Here is a 25,309-nt window from a genome sequence, read left to right as displayed (position 1 = left end):
ATTGAAGAGATTGCTAGAGGCCGAGGTCGCGCTTCCGACCAAAGCCCCATTCGATGCCACCGCCGTCCTTCACAACGCCGGTGACGTGTTGGCCGAGCCTCTTTTCGAGTTCGCGCGACCAGGGCACGAGCTGGAAGCCGAGCCCATCATCGATCATGGCGAAGCGTCCCGAGGTGAGCGTCAACCGCTGGCGATACGTGCCCACCACGTGCTCCCCGGACGCGGCCTCCACATGAGGCAGGCCCGTGTCGGCTGAGACCTTTGCGGCCACCTCGTCCAATTCACGTCGGCGCAACGTGTTGAGGAGATCGCGCTGCAAGATGATGCGTTGGCCCTGCCGCCGTGCCAGACCGTCCTGGATCAGATGCTCGGTTCGGGCTTCCATGGCATCGCGGGTCTCGCGGCCGAATCCGCCCATGGCGAGCGGCATGGGGTCGCGTTCGACGAGTCTATGGTCGAGCCAGGTGGCCCCTTTTGCAGTGACCTGCGCTCCGAGATCGAGATCGGAACGAGTCGCGAGCACCACGGTGGGATGAGGATCGCCGGCTTGACCGAAGCGTCGGACTTCGACGATGCCGCCGGCCGGCGGAGCATGTTCGAAAGCCTCGAGCCCTCGGAAGCGCACGTGGTGAGCGCGGCCGTCCGTTCCATCGATCAGGGCGTAGGCTTCGCCAGTCAGTTCATCATGCAATCCACGGTCGACCAGTCGTCCGATGATCTGGGACGTTGGCTGTCCACCTTCGATGACGTAGTCGGCAACGCCGCGCGCTTCTCCACGTTCGGTGAAGGCGCGGTGCATGGTCTTGATGATGTCGCCGCGCATGCTGAGGTCACGCAGGCTATGCTCGGCCTCGAGCCCGACCATCCACTGCCCCGGCGAGGCGGGTGCAGCAAGACCCATCTTCTCCAGGTGTTGAAGGCGACCGACCATCAGGCGCCGGATCTCGGGATCGGACTTGCCGGAATTCTCCGGGCGAAGATCGATAGTGCCGGTCTCATCGGCCGCCAGCCGGATCTCCCGATCGAGCCGCGTCCATCGTTCCGCCGTGACTTCCCTCTCCAGCGAATTGCGGATCTCGTGCTCCGGTTTTGGACCCAATTCGAAGGCGACCAGTTCCTCGGCGCGGGAGCGCAGGCCTTGGCTGATGTAGTCACGGGAGATCACGAGATCCGCCCCCTCCTCATCTACTCCCCGAACGAGAAGGTGGACGTGAGGGTTGTCGGTGTTCCAATGATCGACAGCAACCCAATTGAGCCGCGTGCCGAGATCGGTCTCCATCTGCCTGGCGAGATCGCGGGCAAAGGCCTTCAGGTCGGTCATCTCGCCGGCATCCTCTGGCGAGACGATGAACCTGAAATGATGCCGGTCGTCTTTGCACCGTCCTGCGAAAGCAGGGCCATCAGCACGGTCGCTGCCGGCATCGAACATCTCGGCCCGCTCACCACTCCGGGTCACGCCGTCGCGCTTCAGATACGAGAGGTGGGCGGTCAGTGGTGCTGAGCGGAAGGCTAGGCCTTTGTGCCGAACCACGCGCGCTTTCACCACAACGCGCCGCGTCGAGCTGAACAATCTGGCGCGGCTAAAGGCGAGGCGACCACGGCCAAACGTCGAGCGTCCATGGGCCGCCGAACGCCTGCCGGCTACGGTCTGACCCGAGGTGTGTCCGGCTTTCTTCGCCGCCCGCAGCACCTGGTTGATGAAGCTCTTGGGCTTTGGCGCGCGTGTACTGCGAATGCGCCCAGGCCGAATTCGCAGGTCGCTGTCGCCTGCGGTCATGACCGGGCCTCGAAGAACGCAGCGACACCTACAGTGCCGAAGACATGTTTGAATGTTCTGGGGAAAGTCTTAGGCGCGGCACGCGCCCCGACCGACCGGCACGCCGGAACCCAAGCCATGTCAATGGCTTGTGGTTCGACCGGCGAGCCCCTTTTATCTCGCCTTCCTAATCGGGCGTTCAAAGTCAACTCATTCCCACGCTTTTCTTCGACTCTTCGCACTTCAGCCATGACAGACTCTCTCCATCGACAACGCACAAACGTCACCACGCCGCGCTTGTGGTTACAGTCACCAGGCGGGGTCCATGCGTTCCTTCGCGTTCAGCACTTCGGCCGTCGCATGCTCTTCATCAGGTTCATAAACAGGGCTGTCCAAGCAGTGCGGCTCCCGTCCCGAAGGGCGGCAGCAGGATAGCGGACATTCCCCGTTTCGCGGCCCCGCCAGGGGACGCTCACCGCGCGCGGATCTCTAGTTTCGTTCCTCCTCAACATGCCGGGCGCAAACCCAACGCTAATCCGTCATCATCTGCACCGCGGCTACCGTGCAGGCTTCAACGGCAGCCGTTGCGTGATCTTGGCGCCGAACCCGACGTGGAAGTCGGTCACACTGACCCACATCCGAGGCAGAATGCTCGCAAGCTCGCGCGCGACCGCGGTGATCGCGCACAGCATGCTCGACCGTTTGGCGATCTGCAGGCCCCACGCCGGCAGTGCCGACCATTTCCTGACCCGCAGCAGCAGGCTTGCGGCCGCCTCGCGCACTGCGACATCACCCCGTTTGCTGATGCGCCCTTCGTAATCGATCGGCGTGCCGGACTGTTGCCGACTCGGCGCCAAACAAAAATGCTCGCCTACCGTTCTGGCGAAACGCCGGGGATCATCGACGCCGACCTTGAACGACAGGGCCGCAACGGGACCGACGCCGGGAACCGTCATCAGGCGCCGCCACACATCATCACGCAGGACGACCTGGAGCAGCACACGGTGCAGCCAATCGTACCCTCTAGGATGGCGCGACGCACATCCAACATGGCGGTGACGCGGTCGTCCCGCGATGAGTTGAATGCCAAGCTGCTCTCCGAAGCTATTGCAGTGCTTCGCGAGTTGGTCTCACGCGCGCAAGACGTCACAGACGAGTCGTGCGATGACGGCCATTCGGTTGATACTTGGAAGAGCGGGGAATTCCGCGCCGCGATAGAGCGAGCCAAAGCAGTGATCGCGAAGGCGGCAGCTGCCATGGCAGGGCCCCGCACAGAGTAGGAGCTGGCCGAGTCGACGCATTGCCGGCCGAGGCCGCTAGTCTCGTCAAGACATGACATCCTGTGCAGCCCCCGGACGCAAATGTCGTGCCTGCCCACTGTTCTCGCTCCTCCGCCGATTGTTTGCTGAAGCAAGCCATTGCTGGTCATCGTAATGCCCTCGAGTCCGATCGAGCTACAAAAACGCCAGTACGCCTGGGGGCCATCTGCGTAACATCGCGCGGCGAGATTGCGATCGTTGCGTAGCGCGAGAGCACGAGCGCTGTCGGCCTACCGCGCGCTTCCATCTGGTCAGCTCGCTCAACGAACAGCGTCGCAGCTGCTGATGACATCCAGCTCGCGGCACACGACGGCGGCGGTTGGACGCTAAGCAAATTTGCAAGCTTTGCCACATATGCTCGCGTCTCGTCTGGCAAAGGGGCTCCCGCGAGATGTTCTTCGTAGCGAGTTGGTCCCGCGTTGTACGCAGCAAAAACGCCGCGCGAACCGTAGCGGTCGAGCAGTTCACGGAGATACGCCGTGCCGGCCAGAATGTTGTCACGCGGATCGTACGGATCGCTCCCTAGATCATAGCGTTGGCGCAGTTCCGCCCAAGTCGCCGGCATGATCTGCATCAATCCCATTGCGCCCTTGGGCGACCTAGCATGCATGTCCCCAGCAGTTTCGATGCTCAATACCGAGCATATCCACCGCGCCGGGATCGCAAAGCGTCGTGAGGCTTCTTCGATGAAGGCCGGAAGCGTGTGGTTGGTTCGACAGATCGCTGGGAGCGCAGCGGACCCGTTTTGGGCCAGAGCGGTAGTGTCCGATGCGGTCAGAGCAAGCAGCAGCGACACGACCACCCAAACAGGCACACCTGACCGAGCCAAGTCTGCTATCGTGCTCGCGCCCGTGCAGCGTAAAGCCGCTTCGCGCCGATCATTTGGACCACCGCTGCGCCCGCCAGGCTTGCGCGCGCTGGCTGGGACGGAGGAATGGTCCCGCAACCGATCCAACCGAGGAATAGCGGGATAAACACGTAGAACACGCACGGTCACTCCTCCCAGGTCCACACCGGGCGCGCACAGCCAATCACCGCCGACGCCGGAAGAAAGCCAAAATATCGGCCGTCCATAGAGTCGTCCGACTGCCAATTCATGAGAAAGAGCTCGCCCTCGCCGACGACGCGGCAGCCCTGCCATTTGGGCAGCGGCCGGCCGCGTCCGTCGCGGTCCTTCGCCTCGCCCACCGCAACATCGTCCACCGAAATCGTGAGCCCGCTTCTGCAGACCGTCTGCCCGGGCAGTGCCAAGACCCGCTTTAGCATGGGGACGCCGACCGGAAGATAGCCGTTCAAATCGAGGAGGGTCGCAAGCGGCTCCGGCGGCTGAACGGCGACCAGCTCGGTGACATGGAAGCGCTTCGTCGGTCGTATGCTGTAGAGACCGATTGGCACGCTTGCCGATGCATTCCAAATGTAGAGTGGAAGTGGCTCCAGAACGATCGTCGCGATGAGCGCGGCAGCGGCCGCAAGCGTCGTGGTCAGCGTCATCAGGCGGCTCGTCATCGCATCACTCTGCGACGATGGAGCCAGGCCTGGTGGCGCGTTCTCGTGTATGGACGCGGGTTTTCGTTGACGGACAGACGGTTATGAACGTGATGCCAATGATCGGGAGCGACGTCAGCCGGATCGATTTCAAGCGCCTCGACGGCATCGATCATCTGCAACACGCGCTCGACCTTCGGCCAGCCAGACAGCCGCAGCACGATCTCTCCGCCGGGCCTCACATAGGGTACGGTCGAGCAGCGCTGTCCCGGTGCGACCGCGCGCAAGATGTCAATCCGCGAGATGATCGTGCCAAAGTCGTTGGATGTCCAACGGACGAAGGCAAAGATGCTGCCCGGTGCAAATGACAGGACACGCCGGTGACGATCAAGCTTTCGTTCCTTGACAACATGACCGAACCGAATGCGGTTTTCGATACGCTTCTCGAGCCACAAGACTTCCACTTCCGTGAGATCGTTCATGCCGCCGCTCCCTGACGCTCGAGTCGCGAACGGTATGCTTTGGGCTGAGCGAAGCGCGTGTGCCTCTTCTGAAGGTGAGCAGGCCTGGCGGCCTGACGTTGCCAGTCAGTTCCCATGAAAGTTGAAGCCTGGTCCGCCAGAAAGAAGCCCAAGTATTTATGGCTAGCAGCAGTACTGGGCTGTGCCCCCTTGCATGCCGCGCTACGGCGACGATGCCGCGCAACGATTCGCGGCTGGAGCGCAACGCGCATTCCAGCCGTCGGCAACGAAGTCGAACGATGGACTTGCACGCAGGGTTCGACGTGTCGCTGGATCCGAGACGATTTAGGAGGTCGACCAATGTCCGGGCCCATTTCGGATTGGCGCCAGGGCGCCATCAATCCGGGCAAACCGGTCGCATCGGGAGCGTCACCAAATGCGGCGACGAACTGACGCGGGCGATGCCGCACAAGGCGGCCATCACGATCCTGACGAGCATTCCCGACAATTTCAAGCCGCGTCTCGGAAGCCCGTAGCTCGCCGGGAAAAAAGATCTGAGGTGCGCCGCGACACCGGCGGCGGTGCGCTGAGGATTTGCCAACGGACATGGCCTAGCGCCGCTCTTTGCCCGCATAGGGAATTGGCGCACGCCGTTTTGCGGGCAGTACGGTGCCGACACCAGGATCCGAGGTCGACTTCTTCTTGCCGAGTTTGGCCCACGCTGTCAGGTCAGCTACTGAATAGACCACACGCCCGCCAATCTTGTGATACTCGGGGCCGGTTCCGTAGGTTCGGTGTTTCTCCAACGTACGGCCGGACAAACTCAAGAAGCGCGCGGCTTCGGACGTGCGTAAGTAACGCGGCGGCTTATCCGTGTTCGGATCGGACATTTAAAAAGCTCCGTGCTCCTTTGGAGCGCGTACGAGGTTCGCCGCGCGTCGACTGCCACGATCGCGGAGTAGAGGTGCTTAGGGGGATGCCGAAGATGATGCGGTGATTTTCGATACCCCCATTGAAGGCGCTCGCCGCAGAGGCCTTGCAATAGCCGCCGATCTATCAGAGCGAGGCTCCGTCCCTCGGATCGTTCAATTGCGAGGGCCGGTGTCTTCTAAGCTCGGTCGGAATGCATTTTTTGCCGAGCAGCGCTCCGGCGATGATTCGATAGACGCCATCGGCAGCAATGCGCGGCGGGCGCTCGGACATCCGCAACTCGTTGCGGAGGGCGAGCTGCCGCTATGGGAGCGTCGGCTATTTGACACGCTATGTCGGCGAAGTGGGCCTCGACGTCGGTCACGCTTCCATAATCGCCGGATATCCGAAAGCTTGCGTTCCGCAGCATCCTTGATGCGATGCGCAGAAGCTGGAGCGAAATTCTCACGGTCCACAGAAGCGCTCCGGCGGTGCCCGAGATGATCGAGCAATATCTTCCGCGGAACCGTGGCACGGTCATCCTCGGAATCAAGAGTGAGGCTCCGCCTGCGGTGACGCTCGGCTGCTATGTCTTGCTCAAAACTGAAATGATCCGCTCGGATCGAGGCCGTGCCCTGGCACCGGCTTGCCAATCGATCGAATCCTGACGGAAGCAAATGGCCCTTCACTCAGATTGACAGACACTTCAGCGAGTCTGCCGGTGTGAAAGCCAGAGCGCGGGCGGCTGCACAGGTCCGAAACTCCAGGCCGACACCGGCGTGAACTGAGGTAATATAGCACCTCCTCTCGTTCAACTCATGGGTCTATCGCATAGGAAAATTGGAGCCTTCGTGCTACATATTTCCCGAATTTGAAGCATGAAGACGTCAACAATGCCTACTCCACACAACCCTCCCGCTGCGGTACGACGCGCGCTACGCAAGCTTGGGGCGGACATCCACGACGCCCGTCGACGCCGACGGCTGCCGATGGCGGTCGTGGCCCAGCGCGCATTCACGTCCCGGTCGACACTGCAAAGAGTCGAAGCCGGTGACACCAGCGTCAGCATCGGCATCTACGCAGGCGTGCTGCAGGCACTCGGCCTGCTCGACGGCCTGGGTCAGGTCGCCGACATCAGCAACGACAGCGTCGGCCAGGCCCTCGCCAGCGCGGATCTTCCCAAGCACGTCCACCTCAAGCGGCCAACCGGACCATCCCGCGATGGCTGACTTCGAGGTGCACATCGATCTGGACGGCCGCACGCGCCCGATAGGGTTGGCGAGGAGCAATCGCGTCAGAGGCGCGGAGACCATCCTCTTCGAGTACGACGCTGCATGGCTTGAGGATCCGGACCGCTTCTCGCTGGAGCCGGCACTTGCACTGACACGCGGCGCATTCGCTCCTCCTGCCCGATTGGCCATCTTTGGCTCCATCGGCGACTCGGCGCCGGACACCTGGGGCCGCCGTCTTATGCAGCGCGCCGAGCGCCGCCTCGCCGAACACGAGGGCCGTGCTGTTCGCACCCTCGCGGAAAGCGACTATCTGCTGGGCGTCGCTGACGAGAGCCGGCTAGGCGCGCTCCGTTTCCGCTGGATCGGCGACGACGTTTTCCAGGCACCGACCCGGGCCGGCGTTCCTGCCCTGATCGAACTCGGCCGGTTGCTCCAAATCACCGAGCGGATTCTCCGGGATGAAGAAACAGATGAGGATCTCCAACTCATCTTTGCCCCCGGCTCTTCCCTCGGCGGTGGGCGCCCGAAGGCCTCAGTCATTGACCAACATGGTCGCCTCTCCATCGCGAAATTCCCGAAGGAGACCGACGACTATAGCATGGAGACCTGGGAAGAGATCGCACTGCAGCTGGCTGGCCAGGCAGGTATCGCCACTCCGCAACACGAACTGATCGACGTCGCCGGCAAGCCGGTCATGCTGTCGCGGCGCTTCGATCGCGACGGTGCGATCCGCATCCCGTTCCTGTCGGCGATGGCGATGATGGGCGCCAAGGACGGTGAGCGCGGCAGCTATCCGGAGATCGTCGATGCCCTTGCTCAACACGGTGCACAAGGGAAAACGGATGCCCATGCCCTTTATCGGCGTGTCGTCTTCAACGTGCTGATCTCCAATGTCGACGATCACCTCCGCAACCACGGTTTCCTGTGGCTGGGAAAGGCAGGATGGTCTCTCTCGCCGGCATACGACCTCAATCCCGTTCCGACTGATCTCAAGGCCCGGGTGTTATCGACGAACATCGATCTCGACGAGGGCACTTGCTCGCTCGATCTGCTGGAGGCCGCATCGGAGTTCTTCGCGCTCACGCTGCCGCAGGCCCGCGCGATTATCAAAGAAGTCGCCGTCGTGACGGCAACCTGGCGCGAAACCGCTAAGATGGTCGGCGCCCGCACGGCCGAAATCAACCGCATGGCCAGCGCCTTCGAGCACGAGGATCTAAAGCGGGCGCTGGCGCAATGACGAGAACGTTCCTTCACAACTTCGAGGCAGCCGACATCAAGCGCTCGTCGCGACCTGCAAGGGCGATGCGGCGACCGCCTCGTTCGAGGCGAGCCATGTCAGGGACCCGGAAGCCGGCCACGCCATCCCTCGCCTCGGCGCCCTTCGCAGCCTGTCCCATGTCAACGTGCTGGCGCCGGGTGAGCGCCTCTCGACAAATGCAGTCGCCGGCTGCTCGTATATCCGATCTGAAGGGTGCTTCGATCATCGCCTTCAGCTGCGATCGACACATCGTCCCTTTGCAAGAACATGGCTTGCTCTCCCGCCGACAACTCCGCCCAAAACCCGTCGATTCCCGCAACAAATGATTTGCCTGACTCTGCTGTGATTTTGTTTACCTCAGCCGGAATGAATTCCCTCCCTCGGAAGCTTCGTGTCAGTCGGTTCCGGGCAGGACTCCTGACGATTTCGTCAAACGGAACGTCACCTATCGGATTGGCCAGCGTATGGGACAAGGGTCAACAGCATCTGCCAGGCGACGAAGCTTGGCTCATCGACGAGCAACGCGCGTCCGGGGAGAAAAAATACTATCGCGCCAACCTGCCCGCCGCGACAGATCTGCGGACACTAGCCGCCACCATCAAGGCACGATGGATTTGCGCCATCAGCAGCTGAAAGAAGAACTCAAACTTGATCACTTCGAGGGACGGTCCTGGCAAGGTCTTCATCGCCACGCGCTGATGACCATGATCGCCTAGGCCTTCTTGCAACATCGTTGCCTCACACAAGTGGGGGCGAAAAACGAATCAACGGACCGCCGCCTCAGCCTAGTCTGCCAGGCGTACGCCACGCGATCCTCGATCTTATTCTTCGATGGCTATCTCAGTAATGCCCACGCTGCAGAAGACGGATCCGTGAAAAACTATGGCATCCGTAAATCTGCCAACGTAGTGCTAGAACCTGTTCGTGCGAGAATGCTCCGACAAACACCGTACGTGAAGTACGAACAATCTCGCCTCGCCCCAGACTATAAACATCCCCGCTTCAGGTTTGATCGTTTCGTACAAAGTTCCGGCACGCTTCGCCTGCGAAATAAGTGCCTCTTTGAGGTTCTGTTAACATGCGTTGGGCAAGCTCCGGGTGCGTGAGGAGTCCTGCCCGGATACTTCGCAAGAGAGGCTGCAACTGAATAGACTCAATTGCAGCCTCTTTTTTATGTCCAATCAGCCCTCAAGGGCGAGCCGTGCTCCGGCTTATTCGGCTATCTGCATGGAATCCATCGTTGACCTTCGACGAAGTTGACTTGAAACGGCTGGCGAGTTCATCAAGTCCGATGGCTTGCGAATGATCAGGTTGTCTGCAACGACCTCTGCACCGGAAGGGTCGACCGCCGTGATGTTCGTGGCCTCGCTCTAATCAGACAATACTAATCCACAGTCAAAATGGGGGAGCCTTGGTCAGCGCTGCTTGCACAGCAATTCGCGGAGTGATGCAGCCGGTGCTGCAGTGCTTCGCAAATCTTCGAGAATACTACAGCAGGCCAAGCGTCTACTCCACCTCGGGATGCGGATGTTCACCACTATCGGCATAACGCAGCGACCACGTCATTCAAGCGGCGGGCGTCGACCATTGCTTGTCTTGATGGAGCAGAGCGAAAATGTGATCCTCCGCGACCGGTCGACCGATGAGATATCCTTGCACTTCATCACAATTGGTTTGACGCAAATAGTCGAGTTGCTCGGTTGTTTCGACGCCTTCGGCGACCACGCCGATCCGCAGGTCCCGCGTCAGTGCGATGATCGATTTTACGATCGCCGCATTATCCGGTCGCCTCAGCATGTCCCGTATGAAAGACTGATCGATCTTGATGCGAGTGTAAGGCAGTTTCAGCAAATAAGTCAGCGACGAATATCCCGTTCCGAAATCGTCAAGTGCCACCGTCACTCCCAATTGCAGGAGGGACGTCAGGATCGATGACGCCGGCGCGTACTTCGAGATCAGCATCGACTCGGTTATTTCGATTTCGAGCCGATGAGGAGCAACTCTGGCTTCGGAGAGAGCCTGCACGATTGTCTGCAGGATGCTGGTGTTATGGAATTGAGCCGCCGAGAAATTCACGGCGACCCTGAGGTCCGACGGCCAGTTCGATAGCGTCGCGCAGGCGCGTCGGACCACCCACTCACCGATTCCGTGGATCAGTCCGGTTTCTTCGGCGATTGGGATGAACTCGGTCGGGGAAATTATTCCACGGACGGGATGCCGCCAGCGCAGCAACGCCTCAAAGCCGGTGATTCGGTTCGCGTGAATATCAAAGAACGGTTGGTAGAGGAGGAACAGTTCGTCTCTGTCAATCGCGAGCTCCAGATCCCGCTGCAGCGCCCTGCGCTCGTGCGCTGATTTGTCGTCGTTGATCTCAAAGAAGCAGATCGTTCCCGGCCCCGCTTGCTTGGCACGATAGAGCGCAATGTCGGCATTCCTCAGGAGCACATGAGGTACGTCGCCGTCGCGCGGGGCCACTGCGATTCCGACGCTGGTCGCCCCCGCGATCTCGCATTTTTCGATCGCGAATGGTTCGGCGAAGGCGCCGACAAACCGCTCGGCGACCTCCAAGACGTCCTCCACCTTGGTCAGATTGGTCATAACAAGCGCAAATTCATCGCCACCGATGCGCGCAACGGTATCGGTCTGGCGTACGCATCGCTGTAGTCTCACCGCCGCCTGCACAAGAAATTCATCGCCAGTGAGGTGGCCGAATTTGTCGTTCACGTCCTTGAAGCGATCGAGGTCGAGAAGAAGAACCGCGAATTCCTCGCCCGTGCGGGCGAGCCTGTTGAGGGCACCTTCTAGGCTCTCATTGAAGGCAAAACGGTTCGGAAGTTGGGTCAGGGTATCCCGTCGGCCCCTCCTTTCGGCCTCCAGTTGAGCAATGGCGCGTCTGGTAAATTCGAAGGAATGGGCGAAAACGCCGCGCAGGAGCACGAAGCCATAGGCCACGACCAGGATAGCGACGAGCAGATAGGCGAAATCGTCGTTTCTGCCGAGGCAAATTGCCGTACCCACAAAGATCGGAGCCGTGAACGCAACTGCCGCCACCGGAATCGTGGCGAAGGCGAATGCGCCACCTGCAAGCATTCCAGAGCAGAGACATGTAATGACGAGCTGCCCGCCATTGGAGGCGTTCGCGAAGAAAGCCACCGGCACAATTGCCCAGGCGGTTCCGAGAACCAGCGCATTCCGTACCAGCCGGTGCATGGCCTGGCGCGACACGAACTGGGGCTTCGTCATCAGTCGTGATGAACGCGCTTTCAGGCCTATCGATAGCGCGCCGCAGACGACAGTCGCCGCCCAGATCAGGGCAAAGTTTCTGTCGGGCGAATGCCAAAGCGCAATTGCGAGCACGGTCGCATTGCAGGCGTTGGCCAGCATGATGCCCAGCGAATAGCCAAGCACGAGGGAGATCTGCTCGGCACGAATGTATCCTGCAACCGCTTCATCGGTGGCCGGCCCACCAAATGCCGCCAAATCTCCGGCCAGGAGCTTCGAGAGCCAGGAGTTCAGATATGTCCTCATTCCGGGACCCTGCAGGAGTGGTTGTAGCGTTGGCGCCAGCTCTGGAAGGTCGCGGCAAATCTTTGACAAAAGATAAACTCTTGATTGTACCAGCCGCCTCGCGACACCTCACGGCGCCGGATTCATTGTTGAGGCTTGGACCGGTTAAAATTGAAGACGAACTCCGTTCGTTTCGTACAGAACCATTGCTTTATCGGATCGCAAATCAGACCTTACTCGCATGCGGAGAGCCTCAGCACCGCCGAATAGAACGGCGGGGTGCGAGATCGATCGGGCCTGACGAAGGGATGGCGGCTGCGCGCATTCCGCGGTTGGGGCGCGTGCTCCGACGACTTTCTCTTTGCGTGCCCTCGCGGTTCGCTGTCCTGCTGCACGGCACGCCAGCCACCAAAAAGGGGCGATCTTTCGGCAAAGGGTGCCAACGATTTTCAGCGGGTCAAAATCGCACTGCAGCTCTCTTACCCTGGGGCCAACCTGCCGGCGGACCGCAATCTGCGTTGATTGCCGTGCTGGTGTTTGGCGGGCCTCACGACTGGCATGCCAAGCAATAGGATGATTTTGCCGCCAGCACGCGAGACCTCAGCCCTCTCTATGGCCGTGTGGCGATCAATCCTCCGGCTGCTGGTCGGATCGCAGCCGTAGGAAGCGGCGCAAGATATTGTTGATGACATTCTTTCCGCGCTCGGCACAATGCGCGCTGCAATCGAGCAGCCGACGACCGTCGCGCCCTTGGCGCGGCTGAGTTGACGCAGATTGGAAAAGGACCGCCATCAGCGCGGGCGCCACCCATGCTCGAAAGCATAGGTGGGATTGATACCGCAATGTGCGTACGTGCCCGATGCAGTGGCCTGGCACTGTCTATAGGTTGAGAACTGGCAATTGCCTGGATAGCCCCAGCTGCGCCCTTGCAGACAGTAAAGGTCCGGCGCGGGCGGCGCTATGTGCTTCGCGCGGTTTCGTGTGGCTGCGGTCGCTCCCGATGCGAGGCCGACCAGGACGGAAAAGGTGACAACAACTATGAACGGAAGGAAAGGCATACGGTCTTTTGACCCCCGCCATAGATTCTTTCCGATAGCACGATCAACCTCAGAACAACCTGTTTGCGTGAACAGACCGCGCAGCTAACTATGTAGTCTAGCCCGACGGGCAATGAGTCAAAGCGCGATGTCTGCACGAAACGTACGAACCGCACCTGTGATCGCTTACCCGCCGAGCGGACGCCTTCATAGAACTCTGCGCAAGTCTCCCCAGCCGATTGCGTCCTAACGCCACATCGTAGGTGCACTGGCCAATGCCGCTCGGCCAATTTTCCTGAGAGCATCGACCGACGTCTCTCCGCGGCTGGCGGCTTCCAGGAGTTTGCAGGCGACATGAGTTCGAGCGCCATTCTCGTGACGCGATACATCTTCGCACACTTCGTCCAGAACCGCTCGCAATAGGGCAGCCAATTCGGAATCAACCATACGAAATGCCCTCAATCCCTCGACAATGATCATGTGTCAGCGTGTAGCGGGATAGACATCAGGTTGAGTGAACCTCAGGACCGGTCTACGCTTTCGTTCACTCCTGTAGGGCTTAGCGCAATAGTATAACGAGTATAGGACGAGCACCGACGCAAGTCACCGGGCTTCCACTTGCACCGCTGATGCCGCCGACGGTTTGCGCGGCAGCGCGGACCAGTCGCCCGGCGCCCGCGCGTCAGCTTTTTGACAGCTTGGCTGTCTAACATTCTTCAGCCTGAACTCCATGCGACAAAAACGTCGCCGACAGGAGTACGACTTGCGATGCATAACCGGACTATCAGCACGTCGAGTATCGAATCCCTCTCGCATACACAGGATGTTGATGAAATCAGGCACTCAGCAAACAGTGACATGCAACCTGATACAGATACCCAGAGGTTTGCGGACGTGCTTGCAGGCATTCAGTCGACACCGAATTCGAACGCTAGTTCGTCTTCGGCGGTAGCACCGTCGTACTCCCTAGTGCGCCGAACTCCTGTGATTGAGATCACAAGGTTTCAATACAAGAAAAAAATGAAGGATTTTCATGGCGCTGAAATCAAGCATATCGCAGCGAACTCACAAGAGTACTCGCCTTTCGTGTCCTCAAAAGCTGCGCGCACAGCAAGTCTGGCTGAGGGCACCGGTACGGCCAGAAGACATACCGACGACGCCCGATATTTTAGCTATGAATTGGGCAACGAAAGCGTCGGGCTTCTAAGAACAGAATCCGGATTTCGCATGAACGAGGTGTTCGAAGGCGAAAAGTGGCGGGAACTGTTTCCCGGGCGAACTGACATCACGTCCACCACAGTTCTTCGGGTTACTCATCCGCTCGTCGACAACGCAGGTGATATTCTGCTGGAACATCAGCTTCGGCTCGATGGCGAACGACCATTGATCAATTCCACTCCAGTCAGCCTAGAAGCGAAATCCCGCCTCGCGGCAATGGGTTTTGTTGAGGTGGATCAAGCGAACATGGTTCTTGACCCTGCCCAGCATCCCGAAAAGTGGACTAAGAATGGTGACGGTGAATGGCAGCGCGCAGATAAACCTGCACTGTATCTTTCTAAAGCTCGGGACACCAAGGACAGCGATGCCGAGAGTGTAACAAGCATCTCGACCGATTCGTGCGACGATGACGTTGATGTAGACAAACTCACTCATGCACTCGACGAGCTCCTCGCCGAACAATAGGCGGTTTGTCCAATGCTCCCGGCAGCAGCCATTCTGCTTCTGCTTCCAGAGGTGGCTGCCATAGACCCATTGCTGAAGGCAATTGGCTTCCTGCGAACTTTGACGAACGCCGACCCAAATTGTGGGCGCGGCTGCAGAGAAGCCAACGTGTATCAGACTTCGTCGGGACTCTTCCTCCGGAGTCGACTTTTTTGCCGAACGCATAGTCCGGCAAGGTGCTGTCTCTTACGAACGTTTCAACTCGCAGTCTGAGTTCCCGCCGCCGGGCGAGCCAGTCGTTCTTGATTACGAAACGGTCTCGGTCGGCCGCTTAGCCGGCTAACCTCCAGCAACCGGTTGTAGGCTGATGACTTCGCATTGGTCGGTCGAGGCGCAGCCGTTCTTCGGGCAGATCCATCCATCGAAGAGGCCGTTGCGGGCGCTCGATCCAAACAGAGCTGACATCAAGGACAACGCGGCGACGCCGAGTCCCGCCGAGAAGCCGGCCCAACGAATTCAGTGGTGACTGGCTCTTTGTGCTGCCAGGTGCAGATTTCCGATTCCGCGATCACTGCCACGGCCCTACGCCCCGCTCACAATAGTCGCCGGCCGCATCTGTGGTCCGCCGCGATTTGGTCGAACAACAGTCGCCACGTATCGACCTCCCCGCGACAATCGGTCAAGCCGCGACGCCTGGGCTGCTCTGAGTGACGCATCAAAGACGAGGACGGCGAAAGCTCCAGCTGCGTGATCCAGTCAACCTCACTCGATGTGACGTTATCAGCCCATCGCCGAGCCCTTGTCCCGCGGGTCCGGGCGCGGTCACTCGCAGGGCTCTGCATCGACAAATCCAGCCAGAGCGTGGCCGCTCAGACAATGGCAGCGGCCGGGCGAGCGATCGCCTTGCCGAAACCACGCAATTCCCTGTGGCCTGTGCCACGTGCGCATTCTGTCAGAATACAAGCGCGCTTCATGTCTGAAACCCGCCTCCGACTGTCTTCGAAAGCCACATTGCGTAAAAACGACGCAAGAGTTCCCCTTCTATAGTGCTGGCCCAAATCCTGCACCAGCTCTCAGCGCCAGGAAGTTTGACGACGGCAACAAGATGGGAGTCGCGTTTGGGCCTCGATCCGTCAATCGACAATGCGGTTGCCGCACCCGAGCTCGTTTGTCTGCACCACGTTGGGAGAACGGAAGACGTTCCTGCTTGCCATGACCTCGCGCGGCATCGGTCATGCGACCGGAAAACTGCCTTCAGAAGAGGGCCGGCGCATCTTCACTTGCACGCGGCACCCCTTCGGTGGCGCGCGATGTTGGTGGGATTCGGAAACAGCCAACCCTGTCCGCGTAAATCTAGGCATTGGTCGGACGGTGCCGCGCGCCACCGTCAAGGTCGCGGAACGGCTTGCTGGCGCACCGCTACACCTATGGAGCCGCGACGGCGGCATTTCGCCATAAACACCGGACCATACCCGGCAGATGTCGTTGATGGCGTCATTCGAAAGCTGGATGAGGCTGCTCAATCTCAATCTGCCTGGCCTAACCCTCCTCCCGCAAGACCTCTTTCCCGAGTTCAAGGCGGCCTCGGTAATGATCGTCGACATGACTTGATCAGCAACCTGGCCGCGCGCAACCGTTTCCCAGCACCGCCATTGCCTCCCGCGTCAAGGCTGATGGTTGCCTGCTCACCCTGAAGCAAGGCGTCAATACATGATCGATGAACTGGATCTGCGAACCTTCACGCCACATCCGCAACGCGACGCTGTGCTCGGCGAAGTGCACGCGCGCCCTTTCACGCGCCTTGTTTCGCCCTTCAGCGTGATCCACTTCGCTTTTCTTGCACAGGGCGAGGCGGCCACGAGCGATCGCTGTCGTTTTATCGATTTTTGCCTCGAGCGCAATCTTACGCCGCCTGAGCAATCGGCGAAACTTCATCAGATTGTCATCGGGCCCGCTACGCTACGCTGGGAGCAGCATTCGGAATTTACAACATTCACCTGGATCTGGACTAACGCAAATTGTTCTGCCGCAGACCAATTTGACAAAGTTGATGGTACCGTCCGATCGCTGATCCGCGCATTGCGTCAAACCGGACAATTGCTGGTCGCGATCAGGCTGGAAGTGGAGCAGGACGCCTCGCCGACCAGGCGAGCCGAGCAGATTTTTGACAAGAACAGCCTGGCCATGGTTGCCACAAAGAGCGGCGCAGGCGTTGCGGCCTCAGACTTCCGCGTAGACGAAAAAGGCTTCACGAAAATCCTCGTCTGCGACCTCGGGTTGACGTCACACGATCTCGGCGCGCTGGTGCAACGGCTCCTGGAAATCGAGACCTACCGTCCATTGGCACTTCTTGGCCTGTCGGCGGCCCTTGAGCTTGCACCATCTGTTGATCGCATCGACCGCCGTCTTGTTGAGGCACTCGAGAAAATGCAAAGCGGTGAAGGGCTGCAGTTCAACAACCATCTGCTTGCCGAGCTGACGGCGCTGGCCGCATCTTTCGAAAGAGGCGCGACCGCCAGCCTGTTTCGCTTCGGCGCCAGCAGGGCCTATAACGAGCTGGTCCAATCGCGACTGTCCATCATTGAAGGCAACGATGTCTCGGGCTATCCAACCTGGTCGTCGTTTCTGGCGCGCCGCATGGCGCCGGCGATGCGAACCTGCGCGACTGTGGAGGATCGTCAGGCGAAGCTGTCGGTCAAGCTCGCGCGCGCCGCCGATCTGTTGCGAACTCGGGTCGACGTCGAAATCGAACGACAGAATCGTGACCTGTTACAGGCCATCAACGAGCGCGCAAGACAGCAACTTCGGCTGCAGTGCACGGTCGAAGGATTGTCGGTCGGGGCGATAGGATATTATGTGGTCAGCCTGTTTAGCTATCTTGCCAAGGGCGCGCACGATGTCGGACTGCGAGTAGAGCCCTCGTTCCTGACCGCAGCCTTCGTGCCGATCGCGGTCGGCGTCATCTGGCTGGTGAGTTACAATATCCGAAAGCGACACCTCAAGCACGACGACACGCCTTCGGTCAGTTGAGACTAGAGCTCCTTGAGGGAATCGGTGCGTCCGTCCTGCGAAGCTTGCATGGTCGTGGTGCGACGCTGCCGCAAGATCGCAGCCGGCTCCTGCGCAGGGTAATGCCCCGCCCGGACCAGCCGGGCGAGGCATTGTGGATCGGGTCAGTCGCCGTTGCGACGGCTGGGACGCGACCAGATCAGGCTGAAGCCCTCGCCTTCCTCGTCAGCGAACAGGTTGGCGAAGATCGGAGCGGTGAAGCTCGGATCATCGAGCTTGAGGCTCAGATAGTCGCGACCCTCGTTGGAGCGCTTGGACCAGCCGGCCCCGATCTCGGCTCGGCCCACGTAGATGCGGTGGCTCGGAGCGTTGTCGTTGGAGCGGTTGGTCTCGGCGACGATACGGACGCCCTTGGCTTGCAGGCTCAGCGTGACAATCTCGCCCTGGAAATCGTTGCCGACCTTCTTGAAAGAACCGATGTTAGCCATGTCACTTCTCCTGTTGTGTTTCGAGCCCGCGACCACCGCGGCCTCGATGGCGATCTAAAGGCCGAGGACGATCGGCGACGCACCCCTTGCGGGCCGGAGCGCAGCGGAGGACGCCGTTGTGGCGACTTTCTTGCCTCGCGAGGAATGGGCGAAGCCCAGGGGAAGAAAGTCGCATCAACGGCGTTGCGGCTCAGACGATCGAGGCGGAGCCGGTCTTCGGCCAGATCAAGCCATCTAAGAGGCCACGTGCGTCCGCGGGCTGGGTCGCAAGCTCGGGAGAAGACTTGGCAAATCTCGGTTGGGCTGCACAAGAAGCTGGAACGGCTCGGCGAACAAAGAGAAACAACCTGCCGCAAAGGGCGGTGTCGTCATGAGAGAACAATCGAGAACGGTTCAACGTGCCAGGCGACGAGGTGGGCCGGGCCGAAATCGGGGCCGGCTGGTCGTAGCGTTCCGAAGAGGGCCGCGATACCTCTCGCTCCAGTCACTTGTCCCCCGTTCAAGATGGCGATCCTGCGCAACCTGTTCGATGAGGAAGGTGACGAGGGATCATTCTTCGCATCGCGGCCATGAGAATGGTTGAGACTGTTGCTCCACCAGTTCAGCCGGCTCAAACAGGCGGGTCTTCGCAAGCAGGAACAGTCACCTGCCGCCAACGCAAAGCGCGTCAGCAGCCCGATCTGCGCAAGCGTGAGCACCGGGTGCGACGAAAAGGGCCACGCCAGCACTGGCCGCCCGACGGCCGCCCGATAGAACAAACCAATGCGTGGTGTGGTAACGACAAGGTCAGGCGTGAGCACGGTGGCGGCTTCATTCAGATGGATTACGATCGCATCTCCACCGCCGTCACAAGCCGCAACTTTGGATATAGAGCTGGACGCGGCGGAGTGCCGGGCGTCCAACTCCGCTCGATGGTTTGAAAAAAACGGCGCTCACGCGCCGCCGAACTTCCAGACGGGAATGCCGAAACGCCTCGCCTTGTCGGCGAGGTTGTCCTGGATTCCCGTACCCGGAAAATGCATGACGCCGATCGGCAAGAGCTCGAGCATGGCATCATTGCGCTTGAAGGGTGCAGCTTTGGCGTGCTTCGTCCAGTCGGGCTTGAAGGCGATCTGGGGTACCTTGCGGGTCGTCGCCCATTTGGAAGCGATCAGTTCGGCCCCCTTGGGTGAGCCGCCATGGAGCAGGACCATGTCGGGATGCTTGGCGTAAACCTTGTCGAGGCGATCCCAGATCAGGTGGTGGTCGTTGAAGTCGAGCCCGCCGGTGAGTGCGATCTTCGGTCCTGCCGGCAACATGACCTCGGTCTGGGAACGGCGCTTGGCGGCGATGAAGTCCCGGGAGTCGATCATGGCTGCCGTGAGCGTGCGGTGGCTCACCAGCGAGCCCGACCGAGGACGCCAGGACGAGCCGGTGTAAACCTCAAATTGCTCCATCGCCTGATCACGGAACAGTTCCAGGCAATTTCGGCGCTCGATCAAGGTGATGCCCTCCGCCGTCAGGCGCTCGAGCTCGACCGATCGCACCTCTGAGCCATTCTGCTCCCGCTGGCTCTTGTGCTGCGCTTGTTCATTGTCGTCGAGCTGGCGTTCGATGCGATCGACGGCCCGATGGAACAGGTTGACGGTTGACCAGAGGAGTTCGCTGAGATCCGGTTCAAGCCGCGTATTGCTTAGCGCGGCAACCAGGATGTCGAACATATCGACGACGGTACCGGCGATCATCTGGCTCTCGGGGAGAGGTCTTGGATCTGGCTGATCGTCGAAGGGGCGATAGCCGAAGAGCTGCAATTCGCTGAGGACGTGTCCGGTCGGAGACAGGGCGTGCGTCGGTTCGATGTCGTCGTGATCGGTCATCGCAAGAGATCCTTTTGGTGGAGCGGCTGCGCCCATCGCGGCCTTCGTGGCGATCACCCAGACGGCGGGCGGAACGGGCCAGAACCCGGAGCGGCTTGTCCGCCCAGGCCCGCAGGGCGTGGGCGGAAGCGGAGGGCCGAAGCGGCAGCGGAGGATGGCGAAGACCGGCTATTTTGCTTCGCGATGCAAAGCGCGCTCGGCAAATCGCGATCGTGTCATCTCATTGCCTGCGCGCGGCGGAAAATAGCCGGACGCAGCCATTGCCGGCCCGCACCCGCTTGCCGTCCGATCGCCCGCCAGAAGGCCGAAGGTCGCGTCCTCTCCGCCAATTGGCGTCGGCCATGACCGATCTTTCGCCATCGGTCGAACTACCGCGACTACCCGGTCTCGATCGTGGACGAGCGCAGGAAGCGGGCGGCATCGTCAGGAACGAGTTGAAGCCACAACGCTGCCCGGAGGGCCTCAAGGCCGAAGATGTGCAGATCTTCATTGAAGTCGCCGAGCCGAGGCGACAGCGAGATCGCTTCAACGCCGGCCTCCTCCGCGCGCCGGGTCAGGATGGCCTGTACGGCGTCCCCGGCGGCATCGGCGTCGCGGGCGATATAGAGCCGACGCAAGCCAGGCGGCAGCAACATGGCTGAGAGATGATTGGCCGAAAGCGCTGCAGCCATCGGCAAGGTTGGCAGGACGCAGCGCAGCGACAGCATCGTCTCGATGCCCTCGCCGGCAGCAAGCACGCCATCCACCAGACCGAAACGAACAGCGTTACCGAGCAGGTCGCCCATGGCCCGCCGTGGGGTGTCAATGGGAGCCTTGCCGAGCCGAATGCGATCAAAGCCGTCCGGATCGAGCCAGGTGCGATGCACGCCGCAGATCCGCCCATTAAGATTCGTGACGCTGGCTATCATCGCTGGCCACGTTTCCATAGGCAAATGCTCGTCCGGTCGATAATAGCAACGTGGATGGAAGCGCAAGCTGCCGCCATGGTGGATACTGACTATTCCGCGACGCCGCAAATAAGCTTCAACCACCGTACCGTCGATGGGGCTGGACATTGCAAACAGACGACGGGCGGCCTGCTGCGATCCGGCTCGCGCTGCTGGACTGACGGCGTTCGGGGTGGGTTGCTGCTCGCAACGAGGTAGCGTTAGAAAGCGTCTCGCCTCCTCGGCCACTTTGCGAAAATCGCGTAAAGCCATACTTCCGCGGATGATGTCGAGCAGGTCTCCATGTTCTCCGGTGGCGGCATCGGTCCACTTTCCGGCAGGCCCCTTCGTCGATTCCTGGAGCCGCACGAACAACGAGCGTCCTGGCGTGTTGCGAACATCGCCAACCATCCAGTACCGCCCCACCCGCTTGCCATTGGACAGATAGTGTCGGCATACGTCCTCGGCCTCGCGTGCGAGGCGGCGTGCCAATTCTGAGGCATCAAAGACCATCACGCGCCCTCCCGCTCAACGAGGTGCGCAGCCGGGCAGCCACCGAGCACCTTGGCCACGACGGCGACACTGCTTGCGTCGGTGAAAATGCCGGCTTTGACCGAGCTTGCATTCTTCCAGCTCAAGACAAGTTTACTGAAGAGCATGTCGCGCGACGGCGACAGCTTGATCATCTTCTGAACGGCGCTTGACATGTCAGTTTCTCCGAACCGGGCGGCCGGGAGCCTCTCTCTCGGCCTCCAACCCGTTCGCGGACAAGCCCGTCCCGCTCTCGCTCTGGCTTTCGGCGGCAAATGGCGTTCGTTGGCGGCTGCCGTGCTATCGGAAAAACCAGGACGCGCCGTTCACATCCCGGATCGGATAAAGCTTAAAATGGCAGCCGGCGGCGGCAGAGGCGGCTATGTCGACTGCCCCTGAGCCAATAGGTTTTCGTGGACGCAAAGCTGAACGCACGAACGCGGGTTGGTGGCGGCGATTGTATGAATCAGCCGATCGTGTTGACGCGAGAAGCCAGATGTTCCGGATGTCGTCGTCGCAATCCCATTCGCAGGTCTCAATCGCGGAAGAATCCGAAACCGCCAGGACCTGTCGGCCCGCGATGGACATGACGGCGAGAAAGCTGCGCCCATCACCTGTGAGTCGAAAGGGTAGACGTACCAGGCCGGAGACCTGGATCTCCGGCCTGGCTGACATTACGCCGCCCGGTCGAGCAACTTCTTGGCCTTGGCCTCCATGTCCAGGCGGACATCTTGATGCGGCTTGTCACGCGCGACGGCGGTGATGCCCTGCACGAAGTCGAAGATGCTTTCAGGCGGGCGGCCCTCCTCCGCCAGCACTGCGTCTATCACCTTGCCCGTCTCGGCCTTGGAGAAGCCGCGGCGGCGCAAAAACTCGGTGCGATCCTCGTCACTGCGTGCCACGATCCGCTCGCGGGCGGCCTTGATGCCGTTGACGAAAGGCATAGGTGAGGAGTTGGCGAAGTTCGACAGCGCCGGGGCGGCCTCGTGAGCAAAGCGTGCGGCTGCGTATTTGGAATGGCGGATGGTGATCTCCTCGAAATCTTCCACGCCCCACAGATTGCGATTCTGGCAAACCGCACGAAGATAGAAGCTCGCCATGCCGAGCGTCTTCGCACCGACTTCCGAGTTCCAGCAGTAGAACCCCCGGAAATAGAGGTCGGGCGAGCCGTCGCGAAGACGACCAGCTTCGATCGGATTCAAGTCATCGACCAGAAAGAGGAAAACGTCCCTGTCTGATGCATACAGGGTCGTCGTGGCCTTGGAAATGTCGACGCAGGGATTGTAGATGCCGCTCGACCAGTCGAGCACACCGGGCACCTTCCACCGTGTATCGCCTGTGCCGTTGCCGGCTATGCGCTGTACGGCCTCGACCAGTTCGTGGTCGTAGATCCGGCCATAGTCGGGACCGGTGACGGCGCGAAGCTCGACACGGCTATCCTCGGTCTCGAGCGTTTTGATCTGCTCGAGGCGATGGGCGTTCAAGCCATATTGCAGGTTGATGGCTGCGAGTGACGCAGGGAGCTGCCGCAGGTAAGCGGCCGGAGCGCCGACCTGGCTTGCAAGCTGACCGAAGCTCCAATGCGTAGGCGCAACCGGTGTGTCGGAGCCGGGCAACATCAAGGCCAGCCGCTCAGGGTCGGCACGGCTTGCGTTGACCTGGATGAGCGCGCTTTCGACCACGCGTGTCCGGCTGCGGTTCGCGCGATCGTGCACCGTGCGCGCCAGTGCGTCGAGCGACAGGTAACGCTCATCCGCCGGGCGGGAAAACCACTCCGAGGACACCCGACCGACGCGCTCGCCGCGACTCACATCCACTCTGTATCCGCCGCTCGCAATGCGGCCGGCATCAACATTCTGCGTATTCATGGCAGCAACCTCCATGACGGGCGCCGGAAGACTCTCCTCCGACCTTCAACCCGTCATGGCCAAGGCCACTCCACTCTGCCTCTCCCTTTTCATCGGCCGCCGAGGCCCATGACATTCTGCGCCGCCACAGCTACCGTCAGGGATGGAAGCCCGAAGGGTGAAAACCCGGCGCAAGCCGGGGTTTCAGCGCAGCCGACAGCCCGCTCCCGCAGGGAGACGGCAATGAACCCAACAGCCGGTCCGCACGCATCGACGTCGCCGGATGCAATCAAGTTCGAAGGACCAGCGGCCGTGAAGACGCGTGGCTCAATGTATCCAGCAGCCAGACATTTGAATCGCCCTAAACTCTATTTCGATGGCGGCTCGCAGGTCGATGTCCGTCAGCAGCGACAGATTAGGGCTAGCGTGCGAGGCGTTGCCCGCACGGGCTGCTCACGGCGCGGCCCTGCCAGATTGCCGCGGTGGAACATAGCGGTTACGGAAGAGGCGAATGTCCCATGGTCCTCCCGGACCCCGCACGACTGTATACGGCACACTATTGATCTCGATGGTCGTCTGTCGCTGGTTTGAACCCGGCAGCAAGCCGTGCTGACGTAACTGAAGAACCAGGGGAACAGGCGCCGGTTGATCGCGATGGACCCAGTTCCGGCCGACAACAGGCCCGAAGTCCGGATGCCCGGCGTCATTCATTGGCGCCGTTGCTGCGCTCTCGGCGGAAGACGAGGGTCCGGCGGCTTCTTGATTCTGAAAGCCGAGTTCGCGGAACTGACCCACGACAGACGGCCCGGCTTGCTGGCCGCGCTGAATTGCGAATGCGTAGGCGACTTCGCGTACCGTTGAGTCGTCGCTGCGTACTCTGTCTCGGGGCGGGACCGGTCGAGTCAACTCAAGGAGGGCGCGCTGGCGACGCAGGTTCTCCTCTGAGCAGTGAAACCCGCGCTGTCGCTGGTATCGTCTTGGCTTTCGATGAAGTTATCGAAAGTGTCGACGCCCCAGAGCCTGGGCCCCTTGATGAGGCACAGGCTCGATGGGAAATGACGAGGCGGCTTGCTGACCCGGAGTGGTCGGTTCACGGGCACCATCCTGCCACACCGCGCGAAACTCCTGCGACATACTGCCCAGCGAATTGTCGCCCGCGTTGGATGATCCGACGCTTCCCAGCGCGACTGGTTGCTGGCGAGAATCCGTTGGATCGGCTGATGGAGAGGCTTCCATACCCGGGTGCTGGATTTCTTCATCTTCGATAATTGTTGACATAGCGCACGCAGACAAAGCTCGCTCGATAGAATCCATACCTGGTCTCCCGCTGAGAACCGCCAAAGCCGGCTTTCGGATTGCGGTAGACTGCGGAGCTTAGCTTACAGGATGCTGACAAGCTCGACGACAAAAGCGGTGCCTGCCTTGAGATGACTGCAGAGGTGAGAACTTCAAAGCCGCCAGACGCGCGCATCTTCCCCCCGCCGGGGACTCCGTCGACTTCAGCAGCGCAGATCCTGGACTCCTCCCGACGATACGGATGTCGTATCGCCACAGGTAAGACAACAACTTCGCGAATTTACCCCAAATCTCCTAAACGATGACCACACAAGAGAGACTAGATGAAGCCACGCTGCTCGTGCGCTTGACGCGATGCACGCGGTGCAGGCGGACGGCGCGGCGTTGAGCCGAATCGTTCGTTGCAAGCAAATCGATCCAGGAGACACGAATGAAATTGGTGAAGACCTCTGTACTCGCATGCGGCCTTGCAGCTTTCCTTGCGTACCCAGTCATTGCGCAGAGCCTTGCCGCGGACGCCAAGGCTCGCAAAGGCGTACAAGGAACAAGCATACAGAGCGGGATAAGCGATGATGAGGACTCCTCGCCTAAGCTCAGGACTGCGGGCGCAAAAGCGGGCAGGAAGTCGACCAGGGGCGCAAAGAATGCAGCCGACGGCAACGCATCCGACAATGAGGCAGTCGACGACCCTGCGACCAACAGCACGCCGATAAGCGGCAAGCGGCACTGA

21 protein-coding genes and 1 pseudogene are annotated in these 25,309 nt (G+C 60.6%); 7 read left to right on the top strand and 15 right to left on the bottom strand.

Going from position 1 to position 25,309, the window contains the following annotated elements; all coding sequences use genetic code 11:
• Positions 1 to 13: 13 nt before the first annotated feature.
• From ACVMIH_RS39455 to ACVMIH_RS39435, 5 genes are all read right to left on the bottom strand, one after another.
• Positions 14 to 1,777 carry a relaxase/mobilization nuclease domain-containing protein gene (locus tag ACVMIH_RS39455; protein WP_456866011.1) on the bottom strand — a complete coding sequence of 588 codons (1,764 nt, stop codon included), beginning with the start codon at positions 1,775 to 1,777 and terminating at the stop codon, positions 14 to 16.
• Between the two features lie 536 nt (positions 1,778 to 2,313).
• The gene (locus ACVMIH_RS39450) at positions 2,314 to 2,757 is read right to left on the bottom strand and encodes a transposase (protein WP_456866008.1); all 444 of its coding nucleotides are present in this window, start codon (positions 2,755 to 2,757) and stop codon (positions 2,314 to 2,316) included.
• Between the two features lie 424 nt (positions 2,758 to 3,181).
• On the bottom strand, positions 3,182 to 3,709 hold the full coding sequence (locus ACVMIH_RS39445; RefSeq protein ID WP_456866005.1) for a lytic transglycosylase domain-containing protein: 528 nt from the start codon (positions 3,707 to 3,709) through the stop codon (positions 3,182 to 3,184).
• A gap of 359 nt (positions 3,710 to 4,068) precedes the next feature.
• Positions 4,069 to 4,581, bottom strand: coding sequence for a S26 family signal peptidase (locus ACVMIH_RS39440; protein ID WP_456866002.1), 513 nt, complete (start codon positions 4,579 to 4,581; stop codon positions 4,069 to 4,071).
• On the bottom strand, positions 4,578 to 5,042 hold the full coding sequence (locus ACVMIH_RS39435; RefSeq protein ID WP_456865999.1) for a DUF2840 domain-containing protein: 465 nt from the start codon (positions 5,040 to 5,042) through the stop codon (positions 4,578 to 4,580). The genes ACVMIH_RS39440 and ACVMIH_RS39435 overlap by 4 nt, the downstream gene beginning before the upstream one ends.
• A gap of 158 nt (positions 5,043 to 5,200) precedes the next feature.
• Between ACVMIH_RS39435 and ACVMIH_RS39430 the strand changes: the two genes are divergently transcribed.
• Positions 5,201 to 5,557: a transposase gene (locus ACVMIH_RS39430; protein WP_456865996.1), complete on the top strand. Its 357-nt coding sequence runs from the start codon at positions 5,201 to 5,203 to the stop codon at positions 5,555 to 5,557.
• Positions 5,558 to 5,632: 75 nt separating this feature from the next.
• On the opposite strand, the gene ACVMIH_RS39425 is transcribed toward ACVMIH_RS39430, so the two are convergent.
• Together ACVMIH_RS39425 and ACVMIH_RS39420 are read right to left on the bottom strand one after the other, a co-directional pair.
• On the bottom strand, positions 5,633 to 5,911 hold the full coding sequence (locus ACVMIH_RS39425) for a helix-turn-helix transcriptional regulator (RefSeq protein WP_083992262.1): 279 nt from the start codon (positions 5,909 to 5,911) through the stop codon (positions 5,633 to 5,635).
• 166 nt (positions 5,912 to 6,077) lie between these two features.
• Positions 6,078 to 6,224 (bottom strand): hypothetical protein, encoded by a 147-nt coding sequence (locus ACVMIH_RS39420; protein WP_456865994.1) that lies wholly within the window; start codon positions 6,222 to 6,224, stop codon positions 6,078 to 6,080.
• A gap of 599 nt (positions 6,225 to 6,823) precedes the next feature.
• On the opposite strand from ACVMIH_RS39420, the gene ACVMIH_RS39415 reads away from it, so the two are divergent.
• The 3 genes and pseudogenes from ACVMIH_RS39415 to ACVMIH_RS39405 form a co-directional block, all read left to right on the top strand.
• Entirely contained in the window at positions 6,824 to 7,159 is a 336-nt protein-coding gene (locus ACVMIH_RS39415) for a helix-turn-helix domain-containing protein (protein WP_456828429.1), read from the top strand.
• Complete coding sequence (locus tag ACVMIH_RS39410) at positions 7,152 to 8,399, top strand: type II toxin-antitoxin system HipA family toxin (protein WP_456865991.1); 1,248 nt, start codon at positions 7,152 to 7,154, stop codon at positions 8,397 to 8,399. The genes ACVMIH_RS39415 and ACVMIH_RS39410 overlap by 8 nt, the downstream gene beginning before the upstream one ends.
• Positions 8,400 to 8,888: 489 nt before the next feature.
• Positions 8,889 to 9,296, top strand: a pseudogene (locus ACVMIH_RS39405) (IS701 family transposase); the annotation flags it as partial.
• Positions 9,297 to 9,986: 690 nt separating this feature from the next.
• Here the strand turns inward: ACVMIH_RS39405 and ACVMIH_RS39400 are convergent.
• From ACVMIH_RS39400 to ACVMIH_RS39390, 3 genes are all read right to left on the bottom strand, one after another.
• The gene (locus ACVMIH_RS39400; RefSeq protein ID WP_456865989.1) at positions 9,987 to 11,948 is read right to left on the bottom strand and encodes a putative bifunctional diguanylate cyclase/phosphodiesterase; all 1,962 of its coding nucleotides are present in this window, start codon (positions 11,946 to 11,948) and stop codon (positions 9,987 to 9,989) included.
• Positions 11,949 to 12,718: 770 nt separating this feature from the next.
• Entirely contained in the window at positions 12,719 to 12,985 is a 267-nt protein-coding gene (locus ACVMIH_RS39395) for a DUF3551 domain-containing protein (protein ID WP_456865986.1), read from the bottom strand.
• Between the two features lie 225 nt (positions 12,986 to 13,210).
• Positions 13,211 to 13,411 carry a hypothetical protein gene (locus ACVMIH_RS39390; RefSeq protein WP_456828428.1) on the bottom strand — a complete coding sequence of 67 codons (201 nt, stop codon included), beginning with the start codon at positions 13,409 to 13,411 and terminating at the stop codon, positions 13,211 to 13,213.
• A gap of 573 nt (positions 13,412 to 13,984) precedes the next feature.
• Between ACVMIH_RS39390 and ACVMIH_RS39385 the strand changes: the two genes are divergently transcribed.
• On the top strand, positions 13,985 to 14,647 hold the full coding sequence (locus tag ACVMIH_RS39385) for an effector protein NopP (protein WP_456865984.1): 663 nt from the start codon (positions 13,985 to 13,987) through the stop codon (positions 14,645 to 14,647).
• A 1,689-nt stretch (positions 14,648 to 16,336) separates the two neighbouring features.
• On the top strand, positions 16,337 to 17,656 hold the full coding sequence (locus ACVMIH_RS39380; protein WP_456865982.1) for a DUF3422 family protein: 1,320 nt from the start codon (positions 16,337 to 16,339) through the stop codon (positions 17,654 to 17,656).
• Positions 17,657 to 17,799: 143 nt separating this feature from the next.
• Here the strand turns inward: ACVMIH_RS39380 and ACVMIH_RS39375 are convergent, their stop codons facing one another.
• The 5 genes from ACVMIH_RS39375 to ACVMIH_RS39355 all read right to left on the bottom strand — a co-directional run bounded on the left by ACVMIH_RS39375 (position 17,800) and on the right by ACVMIH_RS39355 (position 23,304).
• A complete protein-coding gene (locus tag ACVMIH_RS39375) occupies positions 17,800 to 18,123 on the bottom strand; it encodes a DUF736 domain-containing protein (RefSeq protein ID WP_050421550.1) in 324 nt (107 codons plus the stop codon).
• A gap of 932 nt (positions 18,124 to 19,055) precedes the next feature.
• Positions 19,056 to 19,979 (bottom strand): DUF2493 domain-containing protein, encoded by a 924-nt coding sequence (locus ACVMIH_RS39370; RefSeq protein WP_456866686.1) that lies wholly within the window; start codon positions 19,977 to 19,979, stop codon positions 19,056 to 19,058.
• Between the two features lie 377 nt (positions 19,980 to 20,356).
• Positions 20,357 to 21,418 carry a DUF7146 domain-containing protein gene (locus ACVMIH_RS39365; RefSeq protein WP_456865980.1) on the bottom strand — a complete coding sequence of 354 codons (1,062 nt, stop codon included), beginning with the start codon at positions 21,416 to 21,418 and terminating at the stop codon, positions 20,357 to 20,359.
• A complete protein-coding gene (locus ACVMIH_RS39360; RefSeq protein ID WP_456865978.1) occupies positions 21,418 to 21,612 on the bottom strand; it encodes a hypothetical protein in 195 nt (64 codons plus the stop codon). The genes ACVMIH_RS39365 and ACVMIH_RS39360 overlap by 1 nt, the downstream gene beginning before the upstream one ends.
• A 498-nt stretch (positions 21,613 to 22,110) precedes the next feature.
• On the bottom strand, positions 22,111 to 23,304 hold the full coding sequence (locus tag ACVMIH_RS39355) for a DUF932 domain-containing protein (RefSeq protein WP_456865975.1): 1,194 nt from the start codon (positions 23,302 to 23,304) through the stop codon (positions 22,111 to 22,113).
• Between the two features lie 1,705 nt (positions 23,305 to 25,009).
• Here ACVMIH_RS39355 and ACVMIH_RS39350 point away from each other — a divergent pair.
• Positions 25,010 to 25,309 carry a hypothetical protein gene (locus ACVMIH_RS39350; protein ID WP_456865973.1) on the top strand — a complete coding sequence of 100 codons (300 nt, stop codon included), beginning with the start codon at positions 25,010 to 25,012 and terminating at the stop codon, positions 25,307 to 25,309.

This window comes from Bradyrhizobium sp. USDA 4503 (genome assembly GCF_054055815.1).
Note: the sequence above shows the minus strand (reverse complement) of the source record. Positions and strands in the feature narration are given on the sequence as shown.

Coding starts and splice junctions, on each gene's coding strand:
- ACVMIH_RS39440 (WP_456866002.1), bottom strand. CDS start 4,581: ATGACGAGCCGCCTGATGACGCTGACCACGACGCTTGCGGCCGCTGCC.
- ACVMIH_RS39395 (WP_456865986.1), bottom strand. CDS start 12,985: ATGCCTTTCCTTCCGTTCATAGTTGTTGTCACCTTTTCCGTCCTGGTC.
- ACVMIH_RS39390 (WP_456828428.1), bottom strand. CDS start 13,411: ATGGTTGATTCCGAATTGGCTGCCCTATTGCGAGCGGTTCTGGACGAA.
- ACVMIH_RS39455 (WP_456866011.1), bottom strand. CDS start 1,777: ATGACCGCAGGCGACAGCGACCTGCGAATTCGGCCTGGGCGCATTCGC.
- ACVMIH_RS39350 (WP_456865973.1), top strand. CDS start 25,010: ATGAAATTGGTGAAGACCTCTGTACTCGCATGCGGCCTTGCAGCTTTC.
- ACVMIH_RS39400 (WP_456865989.1), bottom strand. CDS start 11,948: ATGAGGACATATCTGAACTCCTGGCTCTCGAAGCTCCTGGCCGGAGAT.
- ACVMIH_RS39425 (WP_083992262.1), bottom strand. CDS start 5,911: ATGTCCGATCCGAACACGGATAAGCCGCCGCGTTACTTACGCACGTCC.
- ACVMIH_RS39370 (WP_456866686.1), bottom strand. CDS start 19,979: ATGACCGATCACGACGACATCGAACCGACGCACGCCCTGTCTCCGACC.
- ACVMIH_RS39410 (WP_456865991.1), top strand. CDS start 7,152: ATGGCTGACTTCGAGGTGCACATCGATCTGGACGGCCGCACGCGCCCG.
- ACVMIH_RS39435 (WP_456865999.1), bottom strand. CDS start 5,042: ATGAACGATCTCACGGAAGTGGAAGTCTTGTGGCTCGAGAAGCGTATC.
- ACVMIH_RS39360 (WP_456865978.1), bottom strand. CDS start 21,612: ATGTCAAGCGCCGTTCAGAAGATGATCAAGCTGTCGCCGTCGCGCGAC.
- ACVMIH_RS39385 (WP_456865984.1), top strand. CDS start 13,985: ATGAAGGATTTTCATGGCGCTGAAATCAAGCATATCGCAGCGAACTCA.
- ACVMIH_RS39380 (WP_456865982.1), top strand. CDS start 16,337: ATGATCGATGAACTGGATCTGCGAACCTTCACGCCACATCCGCAACGC.
- ACVMIH_RS39430 (WP_456865996.1), top strand. CDS start 5,201: ATGGCTAGCAGCAGTACTGGGCTGTGCCCCCTTGCATGCCGCGCTACG.
- ACVMIH_RS39415 (WP_456828429.1), top strand. CDS start 6,824: ATGCCTACTCCACACAACCCTCCCGCTGCGGTACGACGCGCGCTACGC.
- ACVMIH_RS39375 (WP_050421550.1), bottom strand. CDS start 18,123: ATGGCTAACATCGGTTCTTTCAAGAAGGTCGGCAACGATTTCCAGGGC.
- ACVMIH_RS39420 (WP_456865994.1), bottom strand. CDS start 6,224: ATGTCCGAGCGCCCGCCGCGCATTGCTGCCGATGGCGTCTATCGAATC.
- ACVMIH_RS39355 (WP_456865975.1), bottom strand. CDS start 23,304: ATGAATACGCAGAATGTTGATGCCGGCCGCATTGCGAGCGGCGGATAC.
- ACVMIH_RS39365 (WP_456865980.1), bottom strand. CDS start 21,418: ATGGTCTTTGATGCCTCAGAATTGGCACGCCGCCTCGCACGCGAGGCC.